21 protein-coding genes and 1 tRNA gene are annotated in these 22,242 nt (G+C 66.7%); 15 read left to right on the top strand and 7 right to left on the bottom strand.

The window, feature by feature from the left end; all coding sequences use genetic code 11:
• Positions 1–16 precede the first annotated feature (16 nt).
• From L286_RS39880 to L286_RS39855, 6 genes are all read right to left on the bottom strand, one after another.
• The gene (locus L286_RS39880) at positions 17–808 is read right to left on the bottom strand and encodes an enoyl-CoA hydratase-related protein (RefSeq protein WP_020819008.1); all 792 of its coding nucleotides are present in this window, start codon (positions 806–808) and stop codon (positions 17–19) included.
• Positions 809–810: 2 nt separating this feature from the next.
• Complete coding sequence (locus L286_RS39875) at positions 811–1,956, bottom strand: thiolase family protein (RefSeq protein ID WP_007686828.1); 1,146 nt, start codon at positions 1,954–1,956, stop codon at positions 811–813.
• Between the two features lie 9 nt (positions 1,957–1,965).
• On the bottom strand, positions 1,966–2,391 hold the full coding sequence (locus L286_RS39870) for a Zn-ribbon domain-containing OB-fold protein (protein ID WP_020819006.1): 426 nt from the start codon (positions 2,389–2,391) through the stop codon (positions 1,966–1,968).
• A 96-nt stretch (positions 2,392–2,487) separates the two neighbouring features.
• Positions 2,488–4,602, bottom strand: a complete 2,115-nt coding sequence (locus L286_RS39865) for a PQQ-dependent dehydrogenase, methanol/ethanol family (RefSeq protein WP_020819005.1) — start codon at positions 4,600–4,602, stop codon at positions 2,488–2,490.
• A gap of 30 nt (positions 4,603–4,632) precedes the next feature.
• Positions 4,633–5,523 carry an amidohydrolase family protein gene (locus L286_RS39860; RefSeq protein ID WP_020819004.1) on the bottom strand — a complete coding sequence of 297 codons (891 nt, stop codon included), beginning with the start codon at positions 5,521–5,523 and terminating at the stop codon, positions 4,633–4,635.
• A complete protein-coding gene (locus L286_RS39855; protein ID WP_025160745.1) occupies positions 5,524–6,138 on the bottom strand; it encodes a glutathione S-transferase family protein in 615 nt (204 codons plus the stop codon).
• Between the two features lie 182 nt (positions 6,139–6,320).
• Here L286_RS39855 and L286_RS39850 point away from each other — a divergent pair, with 182 nt between their 5' ends.
• From L286_RS39850 to L286_RS39835, 4 genes are all read left to right on the top strand, one after another.
• Entirely contained in the window at positions 6,321–7,676 is a 1,356-nt protein-coding gene (locus L286_RS39850) for an MFS transporter (RefSeq protein WP_020819003.1), read from the top strand.
• Between the two features lies 1 nt (position 7,677).
• Complete coding sequence (locus L286_RS39845) at positions 7,678–9,096, top strand: CoA-binding protein (RefSeq protein ID WP_020819002.1); 1,419 nt, start codon at positions 7,678–7,680, stop codon at positions 9,094–9,096.
• A complete protein-coding gene (locus L286_RS39840) occupies positions 9,093–9,614 on the top strand; it encodes a DUF4286 family protein (protein ID WP_020819001.1) in 522 nt (173 codons plus the stop codon). Before L286_RS39845 ends, L286_RS39840 begins: the two co-directional genes overlap by 4 nt.
• An 88-nt stretch (positions 9,615–9,702) precedes the next feature.
• Positions 9,703–11,802 (top strand): PQQ-dependent dehydrogenase, methanol/ethanol family, encoded by a 2,100-nt coding sequence (locus L286_RS39835; protein ID WP_020819000.1) that lies wholly within the window; start codon positions 9,703–9,705, stop codon positions 11,800–11,802.
• Positions 11,803–12,020: 218 nt separating this feature from the next.
• Here the strand turns inward: L286_RS39835 and L286_RS48615 are convergent, their stop codons facing one another.
• Positions 12,021–12,293: a hypothetical protein gene (locus L286_RS48615; protein ID WP_152520586.1), complete on the bottom strand. Its 273-nt coding sequence runs from the start codon at positions 12,291–12,293 to the stop codon at positions 12,021–12,023.
• Positions 12,294–12,335: 42 nt separating this feature from the next.
• On the opposite strand from L286_RS48615, the gene lptB reads away from it, so the two are divergent.
• The 11 genes from lptB (at position 12,336) to L286_RS39785 (ending at position 22,149) form a co-directional block, all read left to right on the top strand.
• Positions 12,336–13,121 carry an LPS export ABC transporter ATP-binding protein gene (gene lptB / locus L286_RS39830; RefSeq protein ID WP_007686845.1) on the top strand — a complete coding sequence of 262 codons (786 nt, stop codon included), beginning with the start codon at positions 12,336–12,338 and terminating at the stop codon, positions 13,119–13,121.
• 48 nt (positions 13,122–13,169) lie between these two features.
• Positions 13,170–14,684: an RNA polymerase factor sigma-54 gene (gene rpoN, locus L286_RS39825; protein ID WP_020818998.1), complete on the top strand. Its 1,515-nt coding sequence runs from the start codon at positions 13,170–13,172 to the stop codon at positions 14,682–14,684.
• Positions 14,685–15,003: 319 nt separating this feature from the next.
• Positions 15,004–15,855, top strand: coding sequence for a D-amino-acid transaminase (locus L286_RS39820; RefSeq protein WP_020818997.1), 852 nt, complete (start codon positions 15,004–15,006; stop codon positions 15,853–15,855).
• A gap of 242 nt (positions 15,856–16,097) precedes the next feature.
• The gene (locus tag L286_RS39815) at positions 16,098–17,102 is read left to right on the top strand and encodes a MarR family transcriptional regulator (protein ID WP_025161172.1); all 1,005 of its coding nucleotides are present in this window, start codon (positions 16,098–16,100) and stop codon (positions 17,100–17,102) included.
• Between the two features lie 86 nt (positions 17,103–17,188).
• Positions 17,189–17,264, top strand: a tRNA-Val gene (locus L286_RS39810).
• Between the two features lie 88 nt (positions 17,265–17,352).
• The gene (locus L286_RS49020) at positions 17,353–17,526 is read left to right on the top strand and encodes a hypothetical protein (protein ID WP_007686852.1); all 174 of its coding nucleotides are present in this window, start codon (positions 17,353–17,355) and stop codon (positions 17,524–17,526) included.
• A 56-nt stretch (positions 17,527–17,582) separates the two neighbouring features.
• Entirely contained in the window at positions 17,583–17,810 is a 228-nt protein-coding gene (locus L286_RS39805) for a zinc-finger domain-containing protein (RefSeq protein ID WP_013038834.1), read from the top strand.
• Between the two features lie 153 nt (positions 17,811–17,963).
• Complete coding sequence (gene tldD, locus L286_RS39800; RefSeq protein WP_021223682.1) at positions 17,964–19,406, top strand: metalloprotease TldD; 1,443 nt, start codon at positions 17,964–17,966, stop codon at positions 19,404–19,406.
• A 55-nt stretch (positions 19,407–19,461) separates the two neighbouring features.
• Complete coding sequence (locus tag L286_RS39795; protein WP_025161173.1) at positions 19,462–20,037, top strand: DUF924 family protein; 576 nt, start codon at positions 19,462–19,464, stop codon at positions 20,035–20,037.
• A gap of 335 nt (positions 20,038–20,372) precedes the next feature.
• Positions 20,373–20,711 carry a P-II family nitrogen regulator gene (locus tag L286_RS39790; RefSeq protein ID WP_007686860.1) on the top strand — a complete coding sequence of 113 codons (339 nt, stop codon included), beginning with the start codon at positions 20,373–20,375 and terminating at the stop codon, positions 20,709–20,711.
• Positions 20,712–20,724: 13 nt separating this feature from the next.
• Positions 20,725–22,149 (top strand): ammonium transporter, encoded by a 1,425-nt coding sequence (locus L286_RS39785; RefSeq protein WP_020818992.1) that lies wholly within the window; start codon positions 20,725–20,727, stop codon positions 22,147–22,149.
• The last annotated feature ends 93 nt before the right edge of the window (positions 22,150–22,242 follow it).

The following is a 22,242-nucleotide window of genomic DNA, read 5'->3' as shown; positions in this document are numbered from 1 at the left end:
TTCTCCGGAGCGGTTATCAGCGGAACCGGGGTTCGCGTTTCGATGTGAAGGCGGTGACCGCCTCCCGATAATCGGGATCGAGACCCAGCCCGCCCTGCATGATCGCTTCGGCGGCGAGCGCCTCGTCGAGCGTCTGGTCAGCCGCCTCGCGCACGCGGCGCTTGATCGCGGCTATCGCAGCGCGCGGGCCTGTGGCCAGCCGCGCCGCCAGCGCCTCCGCCTCGGCGGCGAGCGCCTCGTCCGGGCAGACGCGGGACACCAGTCCCCAGGCGAACGCCTCGTCCGCGTCAAAGGCGTCGCCGGTGAGCAGCAGCGCCAGTGCCCGATTGAGCCCGACCTGCCGCGCCAATGTCCAGCTCAGCCCGCAATCGGGGCCGAGACCGACCTTGACGAATGGCAGCTGGAAGCGCGCCGAAGCGCCGGCGAGCACGATATCCGCCGCAAGCACCAGCCCCACGCCCGCCCCTGCCGCCACGCCGCCGACCGCGGCTATCACCGGCATCGGCAGCGCGATCAGCCGGCGGATCAGCGGGCTGTAATTCTCGACCAGCGAGGCCTGGAGATCCACCTCTCCCTCCGCGACCATGTCGCGGCGTTCGGCCAGATCCTGACCGCTGCAGAACGCCCCACCCGCGCCGGTGATCACCAGCGCGCGCATAGCCCGGTCCGCCTCGACCGCCGTCAGCGCCTCGCGCAACGCAAGGTGGGTCGCCGCGTCGATCGCGTTGCGCCGGGCCGGACGGTCGAGCGTCAGCCAGCCGACTGCCCCCCGACGCTCGAACAGGATAGGGGAGGCCGCCTCGGCCATAGTCACTTCCGCAGGATGGTGATGGCGCAATTGCCGCCCGCACCCAGCACATGGGCGAGGCCGACCCTGGCGCCTTCCACCTGCCGCGCGCCGGATTCGCCGCGCAGTTGGGAGACGATCTCCACCACCTGGCCGAGATGCGATGCGCCGACCGGCTCGCCCTTGCTGATGAGGCCGCCGCTCATGTTCACCGGATGCTTGCCGGTGATCTCGGTGACGCCCTCGTCGATCAGGCGCCCGCCCTCGCCGACCGGGCACATCTGCAGCTCCTCATATATCTCCAGCTCGCAAAAGGCGTCGGTATCCTGCACCTCGAAGCAATCGACGTCCTCCGCGCCAAGCCCGGCCTGCTCATAGGCCTTGCGGGCGGTCACCTCGGTCGGGCCCTCATTATTGGCGGTGGCGCTCATGCTGTCGGCGGGGCAGCGGAAATCGGCCGAATAGCGCGCGATAGTGTGGACGCTGCCGGCGATGGTGATCGGCGCGCGCGCGCCGATCTTGCGGGCATAATCCGCGGACGCGATCACGACCGCCGCGGCGCCATCGTCCGGCGCGCAGATTTCCAGCCGGCGGATCGGATCGCATACGAGCGGCGAGCCAAGGATTTCCTCCAGGCTGAATTCCTTGCGATACATCGCGTTGGGATTGTGGACGCTGTTCCGGTGGTTCTTGTAGGCGATCTTGGCGATCTGCAGGTCGGTGGTGCCATATTCGTGCATGTGGCGCATCGCGCGCATCGACCAGTAGGACGGGTTCAGCGATAGCCCCATCTCGATCTGCCAGTCGGCGTAGATCATGCGCGGATCCATGAAGCCGCGCGGCATCTTCTCCGCGCCCAGCACCATCACCACGTCGCACTCGCCGGACCGGATCGCCAGCACGCCCTGGCGAAGCGCCGCGCCGCCGCTGGCGCAGGCTGCCTCGATATCGACGATCGGCATGTCCGTGCCACCCAGCTTGCGCAGAATGCGCGCGCCGGATGTCGCCGGCAGGTACATGCGCGAAAGATAGGAAGCCTGGATGTCCGACCAGGCCAGCCCCGCATCCGCCAGCGCCATGCGCGCCGCGTGGGAGCCGATCTCCTCAGCCGTCTTGTCGAAACGGCCGAACGCATGAATGCCCGCGCCGATGATAACCACGTCCTTCATGGGAACTCCTTAGGCGGCAGGATTGTAGACGAAATCGACGACGCCATCGGCGCGCGCCCGGGCCGTGAACCGCACCGTCATGCCGATGCGCACAGCATCCGGATCGCCGCCCACGGGCGCCACGACGCGCAGCCCTTCGGGCAGTTCGACCAGCCCGATGGCGAAGGGCTGGAACGGTTCCGCGCCCTTGTAATCGCCCGGCGGGCGATAGCGCACCACCGTGTAGGTCCACACCTTGCCCTCGCCGGAGAGCGCGATCGGGAAGACATCGTCGCTGCCGCAATTCGGACAGAGCGTGTTGGCGCCGAGGGTCGTCTCTCCACAGGCCCGGCAGCGGCTGCCGGCCAGCCCGACCGAGGCGAGGTCGTCCAGCGCCCCAGTCATCAGGGCGCTCCGCACCGGGCGGAAGTCCGAGAGCGGTGTGGAATCAGTCATGGGCGAAACGTCCTTCCGAGTCAGCATATTTGAGTCGTTAGTATGGTTTAATGCACTATATCAACCCTCCGCATGCTGATTCCTCTGCCCCGGGTGTCATTTCACCTCATGGCCGTCCCAATCCTGATTGGCGCGATGGACAAGATAGGCGTGGATCGCCTCGGCGTCGGCGCGGGAAAGCTTATCGGCGAAGCTCACCATTCCGTTATCGGCGCGGATGCCGCCCAGCACGATGTCGTAGAATTGCGCGCGCGTCTCTGGCGTCAGCTTGCGCAGATCCTTGATGCCGCCCCGCGCCTCGTCGCCATGGCAGCCGGAGCAATTGGTGGCGTAGAGCGCGCGGCCCCGATCGACCTGCGCCGCCGGCGCGCTGTCGGGCGGCGGCGGCGCGACCGTGGCGGCGGTCGCGACCGGGAGCGGCGGCAGCGTCGCCTTGCCGTCCAGTCGGAACACCAGCAGCCGGGCGGTCGACAGCCGCATCCCTGAGTCGTTGCTGTTCGGGCCATGGGCGAGGCCGCCGCCCCAGCCGGCGTTGACAGCGACATATTGCACGTCATCGATGAAATAGCTCATCGCGCCGGCGATCGGCACCTGCCGGACCGGCATCTCCCAAAGCTTCGCGCCGGTGTCTGCCCGATAGGCAGCGAAATTGGCGTCGATCGTCCCCTGGAAGACCAGGTTTCCGCCTGTCACCAGCGCGCCACCGCTGCCGCGGCGCGCGTACGGCACGCGCCAGACTTCCTTCTGCTTCACCGGATCCCAGGCGGTGAGCCAGACCTTCGTCATCGCCGCGATCTCGGCGGCGTGGCGCTTGCGCAGTTCCTCATGACCCGTGGAGGCGATGCCAAGCTGGTGCATCTCACCGGGCTGAACCTTGAACTTCGGATCGAACGCATATGTCATCGCGCTCTGGAGCACCGGGAAATAGGCTAGGCCCGTCTTCGGACTATAGGCCATCGGGTTCCAGTTATGCCCGCCGCCCGCGCTCGGCGATACCAGCACCGGCGTCTCGCCGTAGCGCGCCTCGGGATTCACGATCGGGCGGCCGGTTTTCCTGTCGATGCCCTTGGCCCAGGTAATGCCGGGCACATAGGGCTCGGCCGAAAGCAGCTCTCCGGTGCGGCGGTCGAGCACGTAGAAGAAGCCGTTCTTCGGCGCGTGCAGCAGCACCTTGCGGTTCCGCCCGCCGAACTTCATGTCCGCGAGGATGATCGACTGGGTCGCGGTATAGTCCCATTCGTCGCCCGGCGTTTCCTGATAGTGCCAGACATAGGCGCCGGTATCGACGTTCACCGCGACGATCGAGGACAGGAAGAGATTGTCGCCGCCGCCCGGGCTACGCACCGCTTGCGCCCAGGGGCCGCCATTGCCGGTGCCGATATAGACCAGCCGCGCTTCAGGATCGTAGGCGAAGCTGTCCCATGCGGTGCCGCCGCCACCCTGCTTCCACCATTCGCCCTTCCAGGTCTTGGCGGCCATCGCCTCGGCCTTGCTTTTGTAGCCCTTGGCGGGATCGCCGGGGACGATGTTGAAGCGCCAGAGCTTCCTGCCGGTTTCGGCGTCATAAGCGGAGACATAACCGGGCGCGGCCGCCTCGGCGCCGGCGTTGCCGATGATGACCTTGCCGTCATAGACGCGCGGCGCGCCCGTGATCGTATAGGCCCAACCTGGATCGAGCGTCTGCTGGCTCCACATGGGCTTGCCGGTCCTGGCGTCGAGCGCGATCAGCCGGCCGTCGAGGGTGGCGATAAAGATCTTACCCTTCCACGCCGCGACGCCCCGGGAAACGATATCGCAGCAAGCGAAGCCGCCAAAGCGGCGCGGCACCTGGGGATCATAGCGCCAGAGCTCCCTGCCGGTGACCGCGTCATAGGCGGTGGTCACGTTCCAAGGCGTGATGTTGTAGAGTATGCGGTCGACGACGATCGGCGTCGCCTCCACGCCACGGTCAGTGCCGAGGTCGGCGTACCAGGCGAGGCCCAGCCGCTTGACGGTATCGACATTGATCTGCGCGTGCGGGCTGAAACGCTGCTCGCTGTAACCGGCGGCGGGGACGATCCACTCGCCCGACCCGCGATCCACCGCGCGCAATCGCGCGTCGTCGACAGGTCGCCCCTCGCCCTGGAACGCAAGGGCGGCCGTGCCGAGGAGCAGGATTGCCGCGACTGCCCCTTTCCGCGCCCAATGGAACCGCCCACTACGCTTCGCCATCACATCCACCCTATTGTTTCTGCAAATATTTTAGGCCTGGGCCGGAAAGCCGTAGAGCCGCTCCGGATTGTCGACCAGGATGCGCCGCCGCAGCACCGCGTCGCCTTCGATCCACGCGTCGAGCAGATCGAGCAGCGCGCCTGGGTCCGGCGGCGGCGCCACGTTGAGCAGCGGCCAGTCGGTGCCCCAGACGAGCCGGCCCGGGTTCGCATGCGTCATCGCCTCATGGAAGGGCCGGACATCCGCATAGCCGGTCTCTGGCGCGCGGCTGTTGCGGAAAACCATCAGCTTCACCCAGACCCGCCCCTCGCGCAGCAGCCCGAGCAGGCGCTGGAACCGGGGATCGTCGACCGTCCGGTCCGACGGCCCGACCCGCGCCAGATGATCCAGCACCAGCGGCACGTCCAACGCCAGCAGGTCGTCGATCCAATCCATCAGCAGGTCGAACGGCGCGAACAGCTGCGCGTGCAGGCCCACGGCGCGCATCCGGGGGGCGATGGCGCGCAGCGTGTCGAAGCCGCTGGCGCCGGCGAGGCGCTTGCCGCTATCCTTGCCGATGATCTCGGTGAAGCGCAGCCCGCGGATGCCGCCCGCCCGGAGCGCCGCAAGCTGCGCTTCGTCGAAGCTCTCGTCCGCGACGCCGACGCCGCGCCGCGCCACGGGATCACGGGCGACGGCCTCCAGCGTGCAGCGATTGTCGGAGCCATAGGCCGAGGCCTGAATGATCACGGCGCGGTCGAAGCCCAGCCGGGCGAGTGCCTCTGCGTGCATGTCGGCGGTCGCCAGCGGGGGCGTATAGGTGCGTCCCTCCGGCAGCGGGAAGAGGTCGAACGGACCGAAAACATGGGCGTGAGTGTCGCACGCGCCCGCCGGCAAGGCTTTGCGCGGCGGCGTGATTGACAGCGACCGGGGATCCGTCATCTAATTCTCCGCGAAAGCGGTCGCGATCGCCGAGGGGCGCGCGGCGAAGCTGTCCTGGAATTTTGCGAGGGCCGGCCTGCCGTCGCGCCAGCCGCGCTCGGCGAACCGGAAATCGAGATAGGCGAGCATCACCCCCACGGTGAGATCGCCAATATCGAAGCCGGCGCCACAGGCCCCCCCGGCCGCCTGTTCCTCAAGCCGATCAAGCGAGGCATCGAGCCGGCCCGCAAAAGTCGCGAGCAGAGTTGCCGAGCGGCACGCCTCCGCGCGCCGCAACTCGGCACGCCACAGCAGCAACTGGTCCATCAGACCATCGGCCAGCGCCTGACGCCCCAAGGCCCGCCACCGCGCGGGGCCGGGCACGGGGAAGAGACTTCCGCCGCCGAGATGATCGAGATATTCGCAGATCACCGGGGAATCAGCGATCGCCGTGCCATCGTCGGCGATCAACGTCGGCAGCTTGGCGATCGGATTGGCCCGATGCAGCTCGACGCACGGAACGGGACTCGGGATCGGCAACGGGATGAGCGCGACACGATCATGCAGGCCGGTTTCATGCGCCACCATCACAACCTTGCGCGCGAACGGAGAGCGCGACGACCAAAAAAGCTTCATCGCCCAAGCCTCCGGGTTCCCGCGCCGAACATTCCGCTTGTCGCGCACTGGCCATATGCGTATTCCATTATCAATAGTTCCATTCAGCTAGTCATTTGGTTTAAACAGATTCGGCGCCTCTGTCCAGATCGCGTATGCCTGCGGGCGGACCGAAAGCGGGAACAAACAGGAAGAAGGATGTCATGGCGAATTCGTCCGTCAAGGTAAGGCCGCTCCTGGCCGACGCGCCGCTTTCGGCCTTCCAGATCGCGGTGGTCGCGCTGTGCGTGCTGATCAACATCTGCGATGGCCTCGACACCACGGCCACCGCCTATGCGGCGCCCGCGATCCTGAAGGACTGGCGTCTCGCCCCCCAAACCATGGGCCTGATCCTGAGCGCCGGGGCGGCGGGGCTGATGCTCGGCGCGATCCTGATCGCGCCACTGGCAGACCGCTTCGGCCGGCGCCCGATCGTGCTCGCGGCGGCCACCACCAGCGCGGTGGCGATGATCGCGATCTCGGCCAGCACCAACTGGGAGACGCTGCTCCTGTTCCGCTTCCTGGCGGGGCTGGCGATCGGCGCGCTGGTGCCGTCGCTGAGCGTGATCGTCGTCGAATTCTCCAACGAGACGCGCGGCAATTTCTTCCTCGCCTGCGTCCATATCGGATTCGCAATCGGGGCGATGATCGGCGCGGCGATCGGCGCGGCGCTGCTCGGCGCCCATGGCTGGCGCAGCATCTATCTCGTCGCCGGCCTGATCACCGGCGCGGTCGCAATCGCGGCCTTCGTCCTGCTGCCGGAATCGCTGCATTTCCTGCTGAACCGCCAGCCGGCCAACGCCCTCGCCCGCGCCAACGCCATCCTGCGACGCCTGAAGCAGCCGGAACTCGCCGCGCTGCCGCCAATGCCGGAGCGGCCGAGCCGCTCGCCGCTCGCTATCGGCGCGATCCTGTCCGGACCGCTGCGCTCGGCAACGCTGTTCCTCTGGCTGGCGTCGTTCATGCGCTATTTCGTCAGCTATTTCCTGACCAGCTGGAAGCCGCAGGTGCTGGTGCTCGCCGGCTTCAAGGGACAGGCGGCGGTGGCGGTCGGCATGGCGACCAGCTTCGCCGCGATCCTTGGCGTGCTCGCCATCGGCACCCTGGCGGCGCGGCTGGGCGCGCGCCGCGCCACGGCGGGCGCGCTGCTGCTCTGCGCCGTTGGGCTGATGGGGTTCGCCTGGGTCAGCTCGCCGGTGACGCTCATCCTGTTCGCGATGCTCAGCATGTTCTCGATCGAGGCGGCCTTCACCGGCATGCTGATCACCAGCAACCGGCTCTACCCGGACCATGCGCGCAGCACCGGCGTCGGCCTCGCGGTGGGCATGGGCCGGTTCGGGGCGATCGCAGGCCCTTATGCCGGCGGCGTTCTGATCGGCCTTGGCCTCGACAAGTCCGCTTATTATCCCCTCTACGCGGTGGCCGCCCTGATCGGCGCGGGCGCGATCCTGCTGGCCCGCGCGCGGGGGCAGGGCAGCGCGGACGACCGCGTGGCCCGGCAGTTGAGCGGCGCCCGCTGACATGTCCGATCACGCCGACAGCATCGCGCGCTTCCTGCGCCCCCGCTCCATCGCGATCATCGGCCTCGCGCCGCCCGACGCCGACGCGCCCCAGACCCATTGGGAAATCATGGGAATGCGCGTGCTCGCCAATCTGCGGCGCTTCGGCTTCGATCCGGCCGCGCTCCATTTCGTCAGCCGCTCCCAGTCCATCGACGGCCACCCCGCCCATGCGACGATCCTCGACCTGCCGGAGAGGATCGACATCGCCCTCCTCACGATGGATGCGGCCATGGTTCCGGCGGCGATCAGCGAATGCGGCGCGCGCGGCATCTGCGCCGCGATTGTCTACGCCTCAGGCTTCGCGGAGGAAGGGGAGGCCGGAAAGCAGCGCCAGCGCGACCTCGCCGACGCCGCCGCCCGCGCCGGCGTGGCGGTGCTGGGGCCAGGCACCGTGGGGCTGAGCAACTTCGCCGACGGCCTCTCCCTGTCGTTCGGCAACCATAAGCCGGTGCCGCTCGAAGGTCGGCGCGCGGTGGGGCTGATCACCCAGACCGGCGGCGTCAGCGGACAGACGCGGCTCGCGCTGGAAGCGCTGCGCACGCCGGTCTCCTATTCGATCTGCACGGGCAACGAGGCGGTGCTCTGCGCCGCGGACTTCCTCGATTTCATGATCGATGACGCGGCGACGGACGTGATCCTCGTCTTCGCCGAGCAGGTCCGGAAGCCGGAGACCTTCTTCGCCGCGATCCGCCGCGCGCGTGGCAAAGGCAAGCACGTCGTCCTGCTGCATCCGGGCCGCTCGCCTCGCGCGCGTCAGGCGGCCGCCTTCAACAGCGGCGCCGAGACCGGCGACCACGCCGCGACCATCGCGGCGGCGCTGGACGCGGGCTGCGTCGTCACCGAAACGCTGGAAGAATTCTGGGACGCGGGCGAGTTGCTGCTGCGCTTCGGCGACCTGCCGCGCGGCGGGGCGGTCCTGCTCACCGATGGCGGCGTCAAGGGCATCCTCGCCGATATCTGCGAGAGCGAGGCGTTGCCGCTCACTTCCCTGTCGCCGGAGACGACGCAGGGCCTGCGCGAAGCGGCGCGCCACGCGGTCCCGGAGGGCAATCCGGTCGATCTGTCGGGCGCGGGCCTCACCGACTGGCAGGTCTATGGCCGCGCCGCGCGCGTGCTGCTCGACGATCCGGCGGTGGGCAGCCTGCTGATCGCGATCATGCCCGGGCCGCCGGATATCGGCCTCCGCAACGCGCGCGCCACCCTTCCCGCGCTCGCGGGCACGACCAAGCCGGTGGTCTATACGCTGATGGGCGGGAGCAGCCCGCTCGCCGCCGAACTGGCCGAGGAGATGCTGGCGGCGGGGATCCCCTTCCGCCGGTCGCCGGAGCGCGCGATCCGCACGCTCGCGCGCCTGACGCGGCAGGGGCTGCCGGATTGAGCGCCGAGGCGATTCATCTGCTGATCGCGGCGGAGACGCCCCGGCCCGCGGCTGGCGAGACGGCGTTGACAGGCCGGGCGCGGGTCGGCAGCGGGGGAGGCGAGGGCGCGCCAGTCACGCGCATGCTGCTCTCCCCCCGTCCGATCGCCGCGCCCCCCGTCGAAGGCGAGATGCGGTGGAGTGGCGCACGCATCGCCCGTGTCGGCCTTGTCGAGATTGCGAACGCCACGGCGCTCCTCTGCAACTTCCTCGAAGTCGCGGACGAGGCAGAGGAGGAATTCAACGCCTGGTACGACACCGAGCATCTGCCGCGCCTGGACGCGCTGCCGGGCGTGAGCGGGATCGCGCGCCATCGGTCCGACGCGTCGCCGCGCTATCTGGCGCTATTCACGCTCGCGGGATCCGACATTCCGGCCGGCGAGGCTTGGCGCACCGCCGCCCGAACACCCTGGACGGCGCGGATCAAGCGCTTCACCCGCGGCTATCGCAGCTTCCTCTTCACGCCCGCCCCGCTGTAACAATCAATATTATGGCTTATAGGTTTATAGATTGACACGCTAATCCCCTTGGTTATCCTGCGCGAAAAGCAGGAAAACGGGGAATATAATGAATCGCATAATCCGGATCATTATCTTAACCTGCGCCGGTGCACCCCTGCTTGCCGCGACGGTGGCAGGTGTCCACCCCGGCGCCGTCGACGATGCCCGGATGATCGCCGCCGCCTCCGAACCGGCGAATTGGCTGGTCAATGGCGGCACCTTAAACGGCGACCATTATTCGAAGCTCGATCAGATCAACGTCAACACGGTCAAGGACCTGAAGCCCGCCTGGAGCTTCGACTTCGACACGGTCCGGGGGCAGCAATCCGAGCCGCTGGTGGTCGACGGGGTGATGTATGTCTCCACATCGTGGAGCAAGGTCTACGCGCTCGACGCGGCCACCGGGCGACAGATATGGTTCTTCGATCCGATGGTGCCGGGCGACACGGGGGTGAAGGTCTGCTGCGACACGGTCAATCGCGGCGTCGCAGTCTACAAGGGCAAGGTTTATGTCGGCACACTCGACGGGCGGCTGATCGCGATCAGCGCGCGCACCGGCACCCAGCTTTGGAGCACCCAGACGGTCGATCCGAAGAGCGCGCTCACGATCACCGGCGCGCCCCGCGTGATCCATGACAAGGTCATCATCGGCAACGCCGGCGCCGATTTCGGGGTCAGGGGCTATGTCTCGGCCTATGACGCGGCCACGGGCAAGTTGGTGTGGCGCTTCTACACCGTGCCCGGCGATCCCGCGAAGGGGCCGGACCACGCCGCCTCGGACGCGATCATGGAGAAGCTGGTGCGCCCGACCTGGTCCGGCGACTATGCCAAATATGGCGGCGGCGGCACGGCCTGGCACGCGATTTCCTACGATCCGGAACTGAACCAGCTCTACATCGGCACCGGCAACGGCTCGCCGTGGAATCCGAAATACCGCACCGCGGGCAAGGGCGACAATCTGTTCCTCTGCTCGGTGATCGCGCTCGACCCCGACACCGGCAAATATATCTGGCACTATCAGGAGAATCCGCAGGAGGCCTGGGACTATAATTCCTCCCAGCCGATGATCCTGGGAAACCTGACCATCGACGGCAAGGTCCGCAAGGTGCTGATGCACGCGCCGAAGAACGGGTTTTTCTATGTGCTGGACCGCACCAACGGGAAGGTGATCTCGGCCAAGCCCTATGTCCCCGTGACTTGGGCATCGGGCATCGACACGGTGACCGGCCGCCCGATCGAGACACCCAATTCCCGCTATACCGATGGACCCTTCCACCTGCGGCCCAACAGCTCCGGCGCGCATAACTGGCATGCCATGGCCTACAGCCCAAAGACCGGCCTCGTCTATCTCAACGCTTTTGAAAACAGCGCGGAGGTACGTGACGATCCCAATTTCAAGACCTATACGCGCGGCCCCTTCAACACCGGCCTGCTGAGCAAGCTCAAGGGCGGCCCGACCCATCTGCTCGCCTGGAATCCGGTGACCCAGACCGAGGCGTGGCGCGTGCCGGCGGACCGCGCGGGCGTGCTGGCGACGGCGGGCGGATTGGTGTTCCAGGGCCAGGGCGCCGTGACCGGCCGCTTCACCGCTTTCCGCGCCGATAATGGACGGGAGGTCTGGAACTACAAGATGCCCAACGGCGTCCAGGCGGCGCCCATCGCCTACAGCGTCCGCGGCGTGCAATATGTCGCGATAGCTACTGGTAACGGCGCCAGCCCCGCGGCCGGCGACGCCGACGAACGCGAACGCCAGCCGGGCCGGATGGTCGCCTTCCGCCTGAACGGCAAGGCCAAGCTTCCCGCCGAACCCGGCGCGCCGCCGCCGCCCAATCCAACCGCGGACCCATTCACCGACAAGCAGATCGCCCAAGGCGGAACGAATTACGGCAGGTACTGTTCGCGCTGCCACGGCCCGGCAGCGATATCCTCGAACGTCATTCCCGATCTGCGCCGCTCAGCTTTCCTCTCCGACGGGCAATCCTGGCGCGCGGTGGTAATCGACGGCGCGCTGGAGGGCAACGGCATGGTGGGCTGGAAGCAGCATCTCAACGAGGCGGAGGCAGAGGAAATCCGGGGCTATGTGTCCGCTCAGGCGGTCGCGCTGAAAAAGCGTGGATCAGGTGCCGCAACATCAAAGCCGCCGGAATCCGCTTCCCCTGAGCAATAGGCAAGAAGTAGCGGTATCCGTCTCTCGTGACGCACGCTTCCCATTAGGTGTTTAGTGCCGGCATCGATGGTGGATCATTCAGCCGGAAGCTGCCGGTTGGCGGAAGGCCGGGCGCGACCTATCCCCGCAGGGCATCCTCAATCAGTTCGCTCGATCCATCGCCGAGCAGCTCAGCGCATCCCCTCCGCTGTCACTGGCATACAGGGGATCTTAAAGGATTAAACTGACAGGATTTTGAGACGCCATGATACATGTTGGAACACCGAATTCGTGCCTCTCGACCGCACCATTTCTTCCGACCGGAACAGGCCTTCGCCGTTGGGCGCCCCGGCATTTCCCTCTTTCTTCCCTGTCGGACGTGCATTGAAAGCACCTGCGCCAACACCAATCTTGTCGCGGATCATGGCCCCAAAAAGGTCCGAAACACCATTTTCCCCTTGCCCCGGCGGCGTTCCCATGCACAAAGCTTGCCAATTGCCGCGCGGGGTCATGGGTTGGACCCGCGACAAGCATTCGGCAGCAAGGATGACGTGATGGACGACGTGATGATGCAGGACCGGACAGCGCCGGCATCGCCCCTTCCCCCGCAGGAAGTGGGAGAAGGCCTGTCCGTCATCTCCATCGCCAAAAGCTATGATAAGCGGGTCGTTCTGGCCGACGTGTCGCTGACCGTAGGCAAGGGCGAGGTGGTCGGGCTGCTCGGTCCCAACGGCGCGGGCAAGACGACCTGTTTCTATTCGGTGATGGGGCTGGTGCGGCCCGACCATGGCCGCATCGTGCTGGACGGGCAGGACATTACCGGCCTGCCCATGTACCGGCGGTCGATATTGGGGTTGGGCTATCTGCCGCAGGAAACCTCCATCTTCCGGGGCCTGACCGTGGCGCAGAATATCGGCGCGGTGCTGGAACTGGCGGAGCCGGACAAGGCGGCGCGGCAGGCGCGGCTGGAACAGTTGCTGGAGGAATTCGGCCTTACCCGGCTGCGCGATTCCTCCGCCATGGCGCTGTCGGGCGGCGAGCGGCGGCGGTGCGAGATCGCCCGCGCCCTGGCGGCCAATCCGTCGATCGTGTTGCTGGACGAGCCGTTCGCGGGCATCGATCCGCTGTCCATCGCGGATATTCGCGACCTGGTGAAGCAGTTGAAGACGCGGGGCATCGGCGTCCTCATCACCGACCATAATGTCCGCGAGACGCTGGAGATCGTGGACCGCGCCTGCATCATCTATGACGGCAAGGTGCTGTTCGCGGGCAGCCCGACGGAGCTGGTCGCCAATGCCGACGTGCGGCGGCTCTATCTGGGCGAGAATTTCTCGCTCTGACATGGGCGGCGGACGGGCCTTTCCTGACGGCGGCGGCGGGAAGGACTGATGACGCTCGCGCCCCGTCTCGACCTGCGGCAGAGCCAGTCGCTGGTGATGACGCCGCAGTTGCAGCAGGCGATCAAGCTGCTGGCGCTGTCCAATCTGGAGATCGAGGCGTTCGTCGCGGGCGAGCTGGAAAAGAATCCGCTGCTGGAGGCGGGCGGGACGGATGATTTCGCGCCGCCCGCCGACGGGGTGGACCGGGCGGCGGGGCAGCATGACCTGCGCGCCGAAACGGGCGATGCGGACCAGTTGATCGGCCAGGGACTGGGCGCGGCCGATTCCCCGCTGGACGTCGATTATGGCGCGGAGACCTTCATCGACGACGGGCCGGGCGACCGGATGGCGGGCGCCATCGGCTCCGGCGGCGGGATGGACATGCTGTCGGGCGGCAGCGGCGAGGCGCCGGACTTCGACAGCTTCGCCAATCCGGAACAGGGGCTTCAGGAACATCTGATGGATCAGGCGCGCAGCGCGCTGTCGGGCATGGACCTGATGATCGCCGCGCAATTGATCGGGCAGATCGACGAGGCCGGCTATCTGGAGGCCAATCTGCTGGAGACCGCCCATGGCATGGGCGTGCCGCTTTACAGGATCGAGCAGGTGTTGGGCGTGATCCACGGTTTCGACCCGACCGGGGTGGGGGCGCGGTCGCTGTCGGAATGCCTGGCCTTGCAGGCGAAGGAGGCGGATCGTTACGACCCCTGCATGGCGAAGCTGCTGGCCAATCTGGACCTGCTCGCCAGGGGAGCGCTGCCTCAGTTGCGCCGGATCTGCGGCGTGGACGAGGAGGATATGGCGGACATGATCCGCGAATTGCGCGGTTACGATCCCAAGCCCGGCCTGCGCTTTTCCACCGAGAGCGCCGCGCCGGTGACGCCCGACCTGTTCGTGCGGCCGACGCGGGAAGGATGGGCGATCGAGGTCAACAGCGCCACCCTGCCCCGCGTGCTGATCAACCGGACCTATTATGTCGAACTCGCCTCCGGGCCGCAGGACAGGACGTCCAAGGCGTGGCTGGCCGATTGCCTGGCCAGCGCCAACTGGCTGGTGAAGGCGCTGGACCAGCGGCAGAAGACCATCGTCAAGGTCGCGAGCGAGATCGTCCGCCAGCAGGAGGATTTCTTCCGCAAGGGGGTGGAGCATCTGAAGCCGCTGACGCTGAAGGCGGTGGCCGACGCGATCCAGATGCATGAATCGACCGTCAGCCGGGTGACGTCGAACAAATATCTGTCCTGCCCGCGTGGGCTGTATGAACTCAAATATTTCTTCACCAGCGGCGTGGCGGCGGCGGGCGGCGAGGGCGCGGTGTCGGCCGAGGCGGTCAAGAGCCACATCAAGGCGCTGATCGCGGCGGAGACGGCCGACGCCATATTGTCGGACGACACGCTGGTCGACCTGCTGCGCGCCAAAGGCATGGACATCGCCCGCCGCACCGTCGCCAAATATCGCGAGGCGATGGGGATCGGCTCTTCGGTGCAGCGGCGGCGGCAGAAGGCTCTGCGGGGGCAGGCGGCTTAGGGTGTGTGGACAAATTCAAGGCTCGCTGGACGGGGTGATTTGGGTGGTTTGCGGACCTACCCTATTCCTCCCCATCGGGAGATGGGGAGGGGGACCAGCCGAAGGCTGGTGGAGGGGAAAAGGCGCGACCTCCGAATCTTCCCCTCCACCACCGCTTTCAGCGGCGGTCCCCCTCCCCACGCTTCGCGTAGGGAGGAATTGATGTCCACCATTGGCCATTCCCCCGACATTCCGAATTTGTCCGTTCATATGCTTGACGCCGCCGGGATGAGCGGCGACATCGGGCATCTCTTCTCCCCCAAGGATTTCCTCCCGCCCCATGTCCATCGCCTATCTGAACGGCCGGTTTTTGCCGCTGGAACAAGCCCAGGTCTCCGTGCTGGATCGGGGTTTCCTGTTCGCGGACGGCATTTATGAGGTCGCGGCGGTGATCGACGGCAGGCTGGTCGACAGCGCGTCCCATCTCGCCCGGCTGGAGCGGTCGACCGGGGCCATCGGCATCGCCCTGCCCCTCTCCCTGCCGGAGATCGAGGCGGCGCAGAAGGAACTGGTGGCGCGCAACGGGCTGACCGAGGGGCTGGTCTATCTCCAGATCACGCGGGGGGCCGACGCGACGCGGGATTTCCTGCCCTCGCCCGGCATCGCGCCGACCCTGGTGATGTTCGTGCAGGCCAAGCCTTTCCTGGACGTGCCCGCCGCGCGCAACGGGATCGCAGTCGCGACCATGCCCGACCTGCGCTGGGCCCGGCGCGACATCAAGAGCGTCGGCCTGCTCGCCCAGGCCATGGCCAAGCGCGCCGCCGCCGACGCGGGCGCGCAGGAGGCGTGGATGGTGGAGGACGGCTTCGTCACCGAAGGCGCGTCGTCCACCGCCTTCATCGTGACGGAAGAGGGGATCGTCACCCGGCCCTACAGCCAGGCGGTGCTGGCGGGCTGCACCGGGACGGCGCTGAACGCGCTGGCGGAGGAAAGCGGGATTGCGATCGTCCGCCGCCCCTTCACCGTCGCGGAAGCATTGGCGGCCAGGGAAGCCTTCAGCGCCAGCGCCTCCACCCTCTGCCAGTCGGTGGTGCGGATCGACGGCCAGGCCATCGGCGACGGCAGGCCCGGCCCGGTCGCGACGCGGCTACGCGCCCTCTATATCGACTTTGCCCGCCGCACGGCGGTTTGAGCAAAAGAGTGCGCAAAACTTGATCCGTTTCGGATGAAGCGAGGGAAGCCGCCATTCGCGCCATTTCGGCGGGGATCGAAGGCTCCATTTTGGCGGTCCGCTATGGCGAGACCGGAAAAGAGCCGTTTACAGGGCGGCCTATGGCGGCGATGGGCGGCCCATATATCCATAATGGAGAATGGTCTGGCTGCGTAACAACGGCGTTGCGATTAGCTGGAACAAACAGGACGGGAGATTTCGGCGTGGGTTTGGATCATGATGAGATCGGTTTCGGCGCATCCCTGGACCAACCCTTCGGCGAGCGGGACGACCGGCCGGGCCTGCTGATCCTGGCGGACGACATCTATCTGGACGACGCCGCGATGCTGAGCCGGGCGGCGGGGCTACGGCTGCTGGGCACGGTGCCGCTGGACCTGGCGCCGACGCGGCTGGACGTGCAGATCGACTGCGACATCATCCTCTGCTTCTGCCCGACGCCCGACGCGATGATCGAGCGGTTGCTGGTGCAGATCGAGACGATGGCGTTGCAGAACGACATGCCGGTCATATTGGTGGCCGATCTGGAGACGGTCGACCTGGCCTATGCCTGCCTGCGCAGCGAGCGGACGCAGTTGCTTTGCAGGCCGGGGCATACCGACCTTGCGGCTGCCCTCCTGGCCGCCGCGAGGCAGACGCCGTCCCGATCGCTGCATGAGGCGAACCGCGACAATGAGGGACTGAGGCTCCAGCAATTGAGCGACGAGGTGAGCCGCCTTGCCCGCACGCTGGAGGCGCTGACGCTGCGTCCCCGCCACGCCACCCCCTCCTTCGACCTCGGCCCGCGCATATCGGACGAGCCGAGCGATTATATCGGCATGCCCGCCCTGGAACCCATCGGCAGCGCGGACAAGCCTGCCGACGCCGCGACCCTGGAGTCGGCGCAGGTGCGCGACCTGTTGCGGGCGCGGCGGCTGCGCGACGATTTCCTGCCCGCCGACCTGTTCGCGGACCCTGCCTGGGACATGCTGCTGGACCTGCTGGCCGCCCGGCTGGAGCATGAGCGCGTGTCCGTCTCCAGCCTGTGCATCGCATCCGCCGTGCCGCCGACCACCGCGCTGCGCTGGATCAGGACGCTGACCGAAAAGGGTTTCGTCGACCGGCAGGCCGACCCGCATGACGGGCGCCGCGTCTTCATCGCGCTGGCCGATCACGCGGCGGAGGCGCTGACCCGCTGGTTCATCGCGAGCCGCCGTTTCCTGTGCGCCTGACGACCCTGCGCGCATCGCCGCTTGACCGGCGGCCCGATTGCCGTAGATAGGCCCCCACCGGACGCCTGGACATCGGGACAGGCATCGGGCGATTAGCTCAGTTGGTAGAGCGTCTCGTTTACACCGAGAATGTCGGCGGTTCGAGCCCGTCATCGCCCACCATGTCCTGCCCCTGGAGAAATCTGTTCCCGCGGCGGCGCGAATGGCGTAAGGTTCCGGCGACGGAACGCTTTTGTGAGGCACTCGCATCATGGCTCTCACGCTTCTTCTTGCCGGGACGGTGGCGCCCTTTCTGCTGATGTTTTCGCCGGTTTCGCTGGCGACGGCCCGCGATTGCCTGGATTGGGAGGCGCCGGCCAAGGCGGTCGACCTGGGCGTGGAGAAGCCCTGTCCGAAAAAGAAGCCGCCGCTGCTGCTGATGTAAGGCCCCTTCTCCACGGATATTGCAGCGCAACGCCGGCGCTGCTAATCCATGACGCCATGATCCAACCGCCTGAAATCATCCGAGTCACCAAGCCCCGCGTTTCCTGCGACGGTTCGGGGGAGATTCCCGCCGCGCTAGGCCATCCGCGCGTCTTCCTTGAGATCGATGAGCATGGCTATGTCGACTGCGGCTATTGCGACCGCCGCTTCGTGCTGGCCGGCAGCGTTGCGGACACGCCGGAAATCGCAGGCCTGCCGGATATTCCCTCGGGCGCCAGCCTTTAATCCTGAAGTGACGTGCTCCTGCGAAGGCAGGAGTCCAGTCCCGCCGCTGGAGCTGGGCTCCTGCCTTCGCAGGAGCACGTCGCACTTCGACCTCTGTCGCGAGCGCCAACAAATCGGTTGGGCTTGCCGCCCGCCGCTCCTATATCGGACGGCATGACCGAAGCTGCTCCCCAGTTCACCGATGCCCGCGGCCTGCTCTATCGGCCCGAACTGCTCGATCCCGACGGCGCGCGCCGCCTGACCGCCGAGGCGCTGAAAGGCTGCGACGATGGCGAGCTTTACCTGCAATATCGGGCGAGCGAGAGTTTCGGCTTCGATGACGGGCGGCTGAAGACCGCCGATTATTCGACCGATGCGGGCTTCGGCCTGCGCGGCGTGTCGGGAGAGATGACCGGCTTCGCCCACGCAAACGACATCAGCGAAGCCGCGATCCGCCGCGCCGCCGAGACGCTGACCTTGCTCGATCCGGCGAAGGGCCAGCCCGCGCCGCCGCCGCAGCGCACCAACCGCCATCTCTATACCGACGTCAATCCGCTGGAGATCGTGCCCTTTGCCGAGAAGGTGACACTCTGCGCCGCCATCGACGCCGCCGCCCGCGCCCGCGATCCCCGCGTCGCGCAGGTGTCGGTGAGCCTGGCGGGAAGCTGGTCGGTGGTGGAGATCGTGCGCGCCGACGGCTTCACCGCGACCGACATCCGGCCGCTGGTGCGGCTCAACGTCTCCGTCATATTGGAGGAGAATGGCCGCCGCGAGACGGGCGTGTTCGGGATCGGCGGTCGCTATCTCTATGACGAGGTGATGGACTCGGGCGCATGGAACCGGGCGATTGACGAGGCGCTGGCGCAGGCGCGGGTCAATCTGCGCTCCGTGGCCGCGCCTGCGGGCGAGATGACCGTGCTGCTGGGGCCGGGCTGGCCGGGCGTGCTGGTGCATGAAGCCATCGGGCATGGGCTGGAGGGCGACTTCAACCGCAAGGGCACCAGCGCCTTTTCCGGGCGCGTCGGCCAGCGGGTCGCGGCGCCGGGCGTCACCGTGGTGGACGACGGTTCGATCATGAGCCGGCGCGGCTCGCTCTCCATCGATGACGAGGGCACGCCGACGAAGGAAAATGTGCTGATCGAGGACGGCATCCTCAAGGGCTATATGCAGGACCGGCTGAACGCCCGGCTGATGGGCGTGGAGCCGACCGGCAACGGCCGCCGCGAAAGCTATGCCCATGCGCCGATGCCGCGCATGACCAATACCTTCATCAAGGGCGGGCAGGACGATCCCGAAGAATTGCTGAGCCGGATGAAGTCGGGCATTTTCGCCAAGAGCTTCGGCGGCGGGCAGGTGGACATCGTGTCGGGCAAGTTCGTCTTTTCCTGCACTGAGGCCTACAAGGTCGAGAACGGCAAGCTGGGCGAGCCGATCAAGGGCGCGACGCTGATCGGCGACGGGCCGACGGCGCTGACCAAGGTGGTCGGCATCGGCCATGACTGGGCGCTGGACGAAGGCATCGGCATGTGCGGCAAGGGCGGGCAGAGCGTGCCCGCTGGCGTAGGCCAGCCGACGCTGCTGATGGAGGGCCTTACGGTCGGCGGCACGGCGACCTGAGGCGCAGGCGCCATGGACGGAGGAACCCCAAGCGCCCTCCGTCTTTATTTCCATGATGAACATGCTGACCGACAGCCATGACGCCGTGACCGCCGACTGGGCGGCGGCCCTGCTGGATTTCTGGTTCAACCAGGTCGGCGAGCAGGGATGGTGGAGCCACGATCCGGCGCTCGACCGGACGTGCCAGGCGCGATTCCGCGCCCTGTGGGAAGAAAAGCGCCATCTGCCCGCCGAGGAATTTCTGGAGCGGGCCGACGACGCGCTGGCGGCGGTCCTGCTGTTCGACCAGTTGCCGCGCAACATGTTTCGGGGATCGGCCGCGGCTTTCTCCACCGATGCGCTGGCCCGCGACGTCGCGCGAGGGGCAGTGGCCCATGGCTATGACATACAGATTGGCGGCGCCGGGCGGCTGTTCTTCTACATGCCCTTCCAGCATAGCGAGGCGCTGGACGATCAGAAATTGTCGGTCAGCCTGTTCGAAGGCGCGGGCGACGCGAAGTCCCTGGCGTTCGCTCGGGAGCATCATGCGATGATCGAGCGCTTCGGCCGCTTTCCCCATCGCAACGCCGCGCTGGGCCGCGCAAATGCGCCGGGAGAAGAAGAGGCGGCGGAGGAAAGTGGGGGTTGGTGAGGCTTGCCCCATCCGCTTCCGTCATGCTGAACTTGTTTCAGCATCCATCGTGCCCCACAAGCCAAGGCTCAATTCGGAGAAATGGATGCTGAAACAAGTTCAGCATGACGGCTTGGGGGATGGTTACGTTACACGAGGGTAGTCTAGTGGCGGCTGACGGCTGGTTGTTCTTTCCGTAACGGCTGTGCCTAATTTTTGAGCATCGCCCCGGCACTGCCCATTTTTTCAGCGGGCCGTTTTGACGCGTCAGGGAAAAACCCCGCATTAACCCGCCTTTTACGAATTGGCACGGCTTTTGCTGAGTATGTCGCCGCACACCAGTAACAGGGGGCGACATGAAACTTGTCATGGCTATCATCAAGCCGTTCAAGCTTGACGATGTCCGCGAGGCACTTTCCTCGCTCGGCATCGCCGGCATGACGGTGAGCGAAGTGAAGGGCTTTGGCCGCCAGAAGGGGCAGACCGAAATCTATCGCGGCGCTGAATATTCGACGAACATGGTTCCGAAGATCAAGATCGAGGTGGTCTGCGACGACGATCTCGCGCCCCGCGTGATCGAGGCCGTTCAGGCGGCCGCGAATTCGGGCGCCATCGGCGATGGCAAGATCTTCGTTCTCGATGTCGAGCAGGCGGTGCGCATTCGTACCGGCGAAACCGGCGAAACCGCACTGTAAGAAGGGGGAATTAATGTCCTTTTCCAAGAAGCTTTGCGGCGTGATGGGGGCGGTCGGCCTGTCCCTGCTCGCAGCCGCACCGGCGCTGGCCGCGCCGATCAAGGCGCCAGACGCCGCCGCCATGGCCGGCATGGTCAACAAGGGCGACGTCGCCTGGATGCTGGTTTCCGCCGCATTGGTGCTGATGATGTCGGTTCCGGGCCTGGCCCTGTTCTACGGCGGCCTGGTCCGCACCAAGAACATGCTGAGCATCCTGATGCAGGTGTTCATGATCGTTTCCGTCGCGGGCCTGGTCTGGTGCTGCTGGGGCTATTCGATCGCCTTCACCAGCGGCGGCGACAACCACTTCTTCGGCGGGCTTTCCAAGGCCTTCCTGATGGGGGTCGACGGCACGACCTATGGCGCCACGTTCAGCAACAACGTCTATCTGCCCGAATTCGTGTTCGTGGTCTTCCAGATGACCTTCGCCATGATCACCCCGGCGCTGATCGTCGGCGCCTTCGCGGAGCGCGTGAAATTCTCTTCGCTGATCGTGTTCGTCGTGCTGTGGCTGACCTTCATCTACTTCCCGATGGCGCACATGGTCTGGTACTGGGCCGGCCCGGACTTCCTGGTTGACGCTCCGACCGACTACGGCCTGCTCTGGGGCTGGGGCGCGCTCGACTTCGCGGGCGGCACCGTGGTGCACATCAACGCCGGTATTGCCGGCCTGGTGGGTGCGCTCATGGTCGGCAAGCGCGTCGGCTTCCCCAAGGAACCCATGCCGCCGCACTCGCTGACCATGACCATGATCGGCGCCAGCCTGCTGTGGGTCGGCTGGTTCGGCTTCAACGCCGGGTCCAATCTGGAAGCCAATGCCGTCACCGGCGTCGCCTTCATCAACACCATGGTCGCCACCTGCGCGGCGGCGGTGAGCTGGTCGCTGGTCGAGCAGGTCCACCATGGCAAGGCTTCGCTGCTGGGCGCCGTCACCGGCGCGGTGGCAGGGCTGGTCGCGATCACCCCGGCCGCGGGCTTCGCGGCGCCGATGACCTCCATCGCGCTCGGCTTCATCGTCTCGCCGATCTGCTACATATTCGTGGCGTTCGTGAAGGGCAAGGTCGGCTATGACGACAGCCTGGACGTGTTCGGCGTGCACTGCATCGGCGGCATCGTCGGCGCCATCGGCACCGGCATCGTCGCGGCTCCCTCGCTGGGCGGCCAGGGCGTGTTCGACTACACCGTCTTCCCGGCGGCCTTCCATCCGGAAGCCTACAGCATCCCGACCCAGGTCTGGATCCAGGTCAAGGCGGTGGTCTTCACCCTGCTCTTCTCCGGCATCGGCAGCGCGATCCTCTACTTCATCATCGACAAGACGATGGGTCTGCGTCCGAGCAAGGAAGCCGAAATGGAAGGTCTTGACCTCTCCAGCCACGGCGAGCGCGCCTACAACTACTGAGATTGGCAGGGCGGGCCGATCAACGGCCCGCCCGCCTCACCTTGTTCCTCCTGCGAACATGCCTCGGGACCGATACGCAAGTATCGGTCCCTT

The sequence above is a fragment of the Sphingobium sp. HDIP04 genome (assembly GCF_000445085.1).
Classification (GTDB): Bacteria; Pseudomonadota; Alphaproteobacteria; order Sphingomonadales; family Sphingomonadaceae; genus Sphingobium; species Sphingobium indicum.
This window is presented reverse-complemented; position numbering and strand designations above follow the sequence as displayed.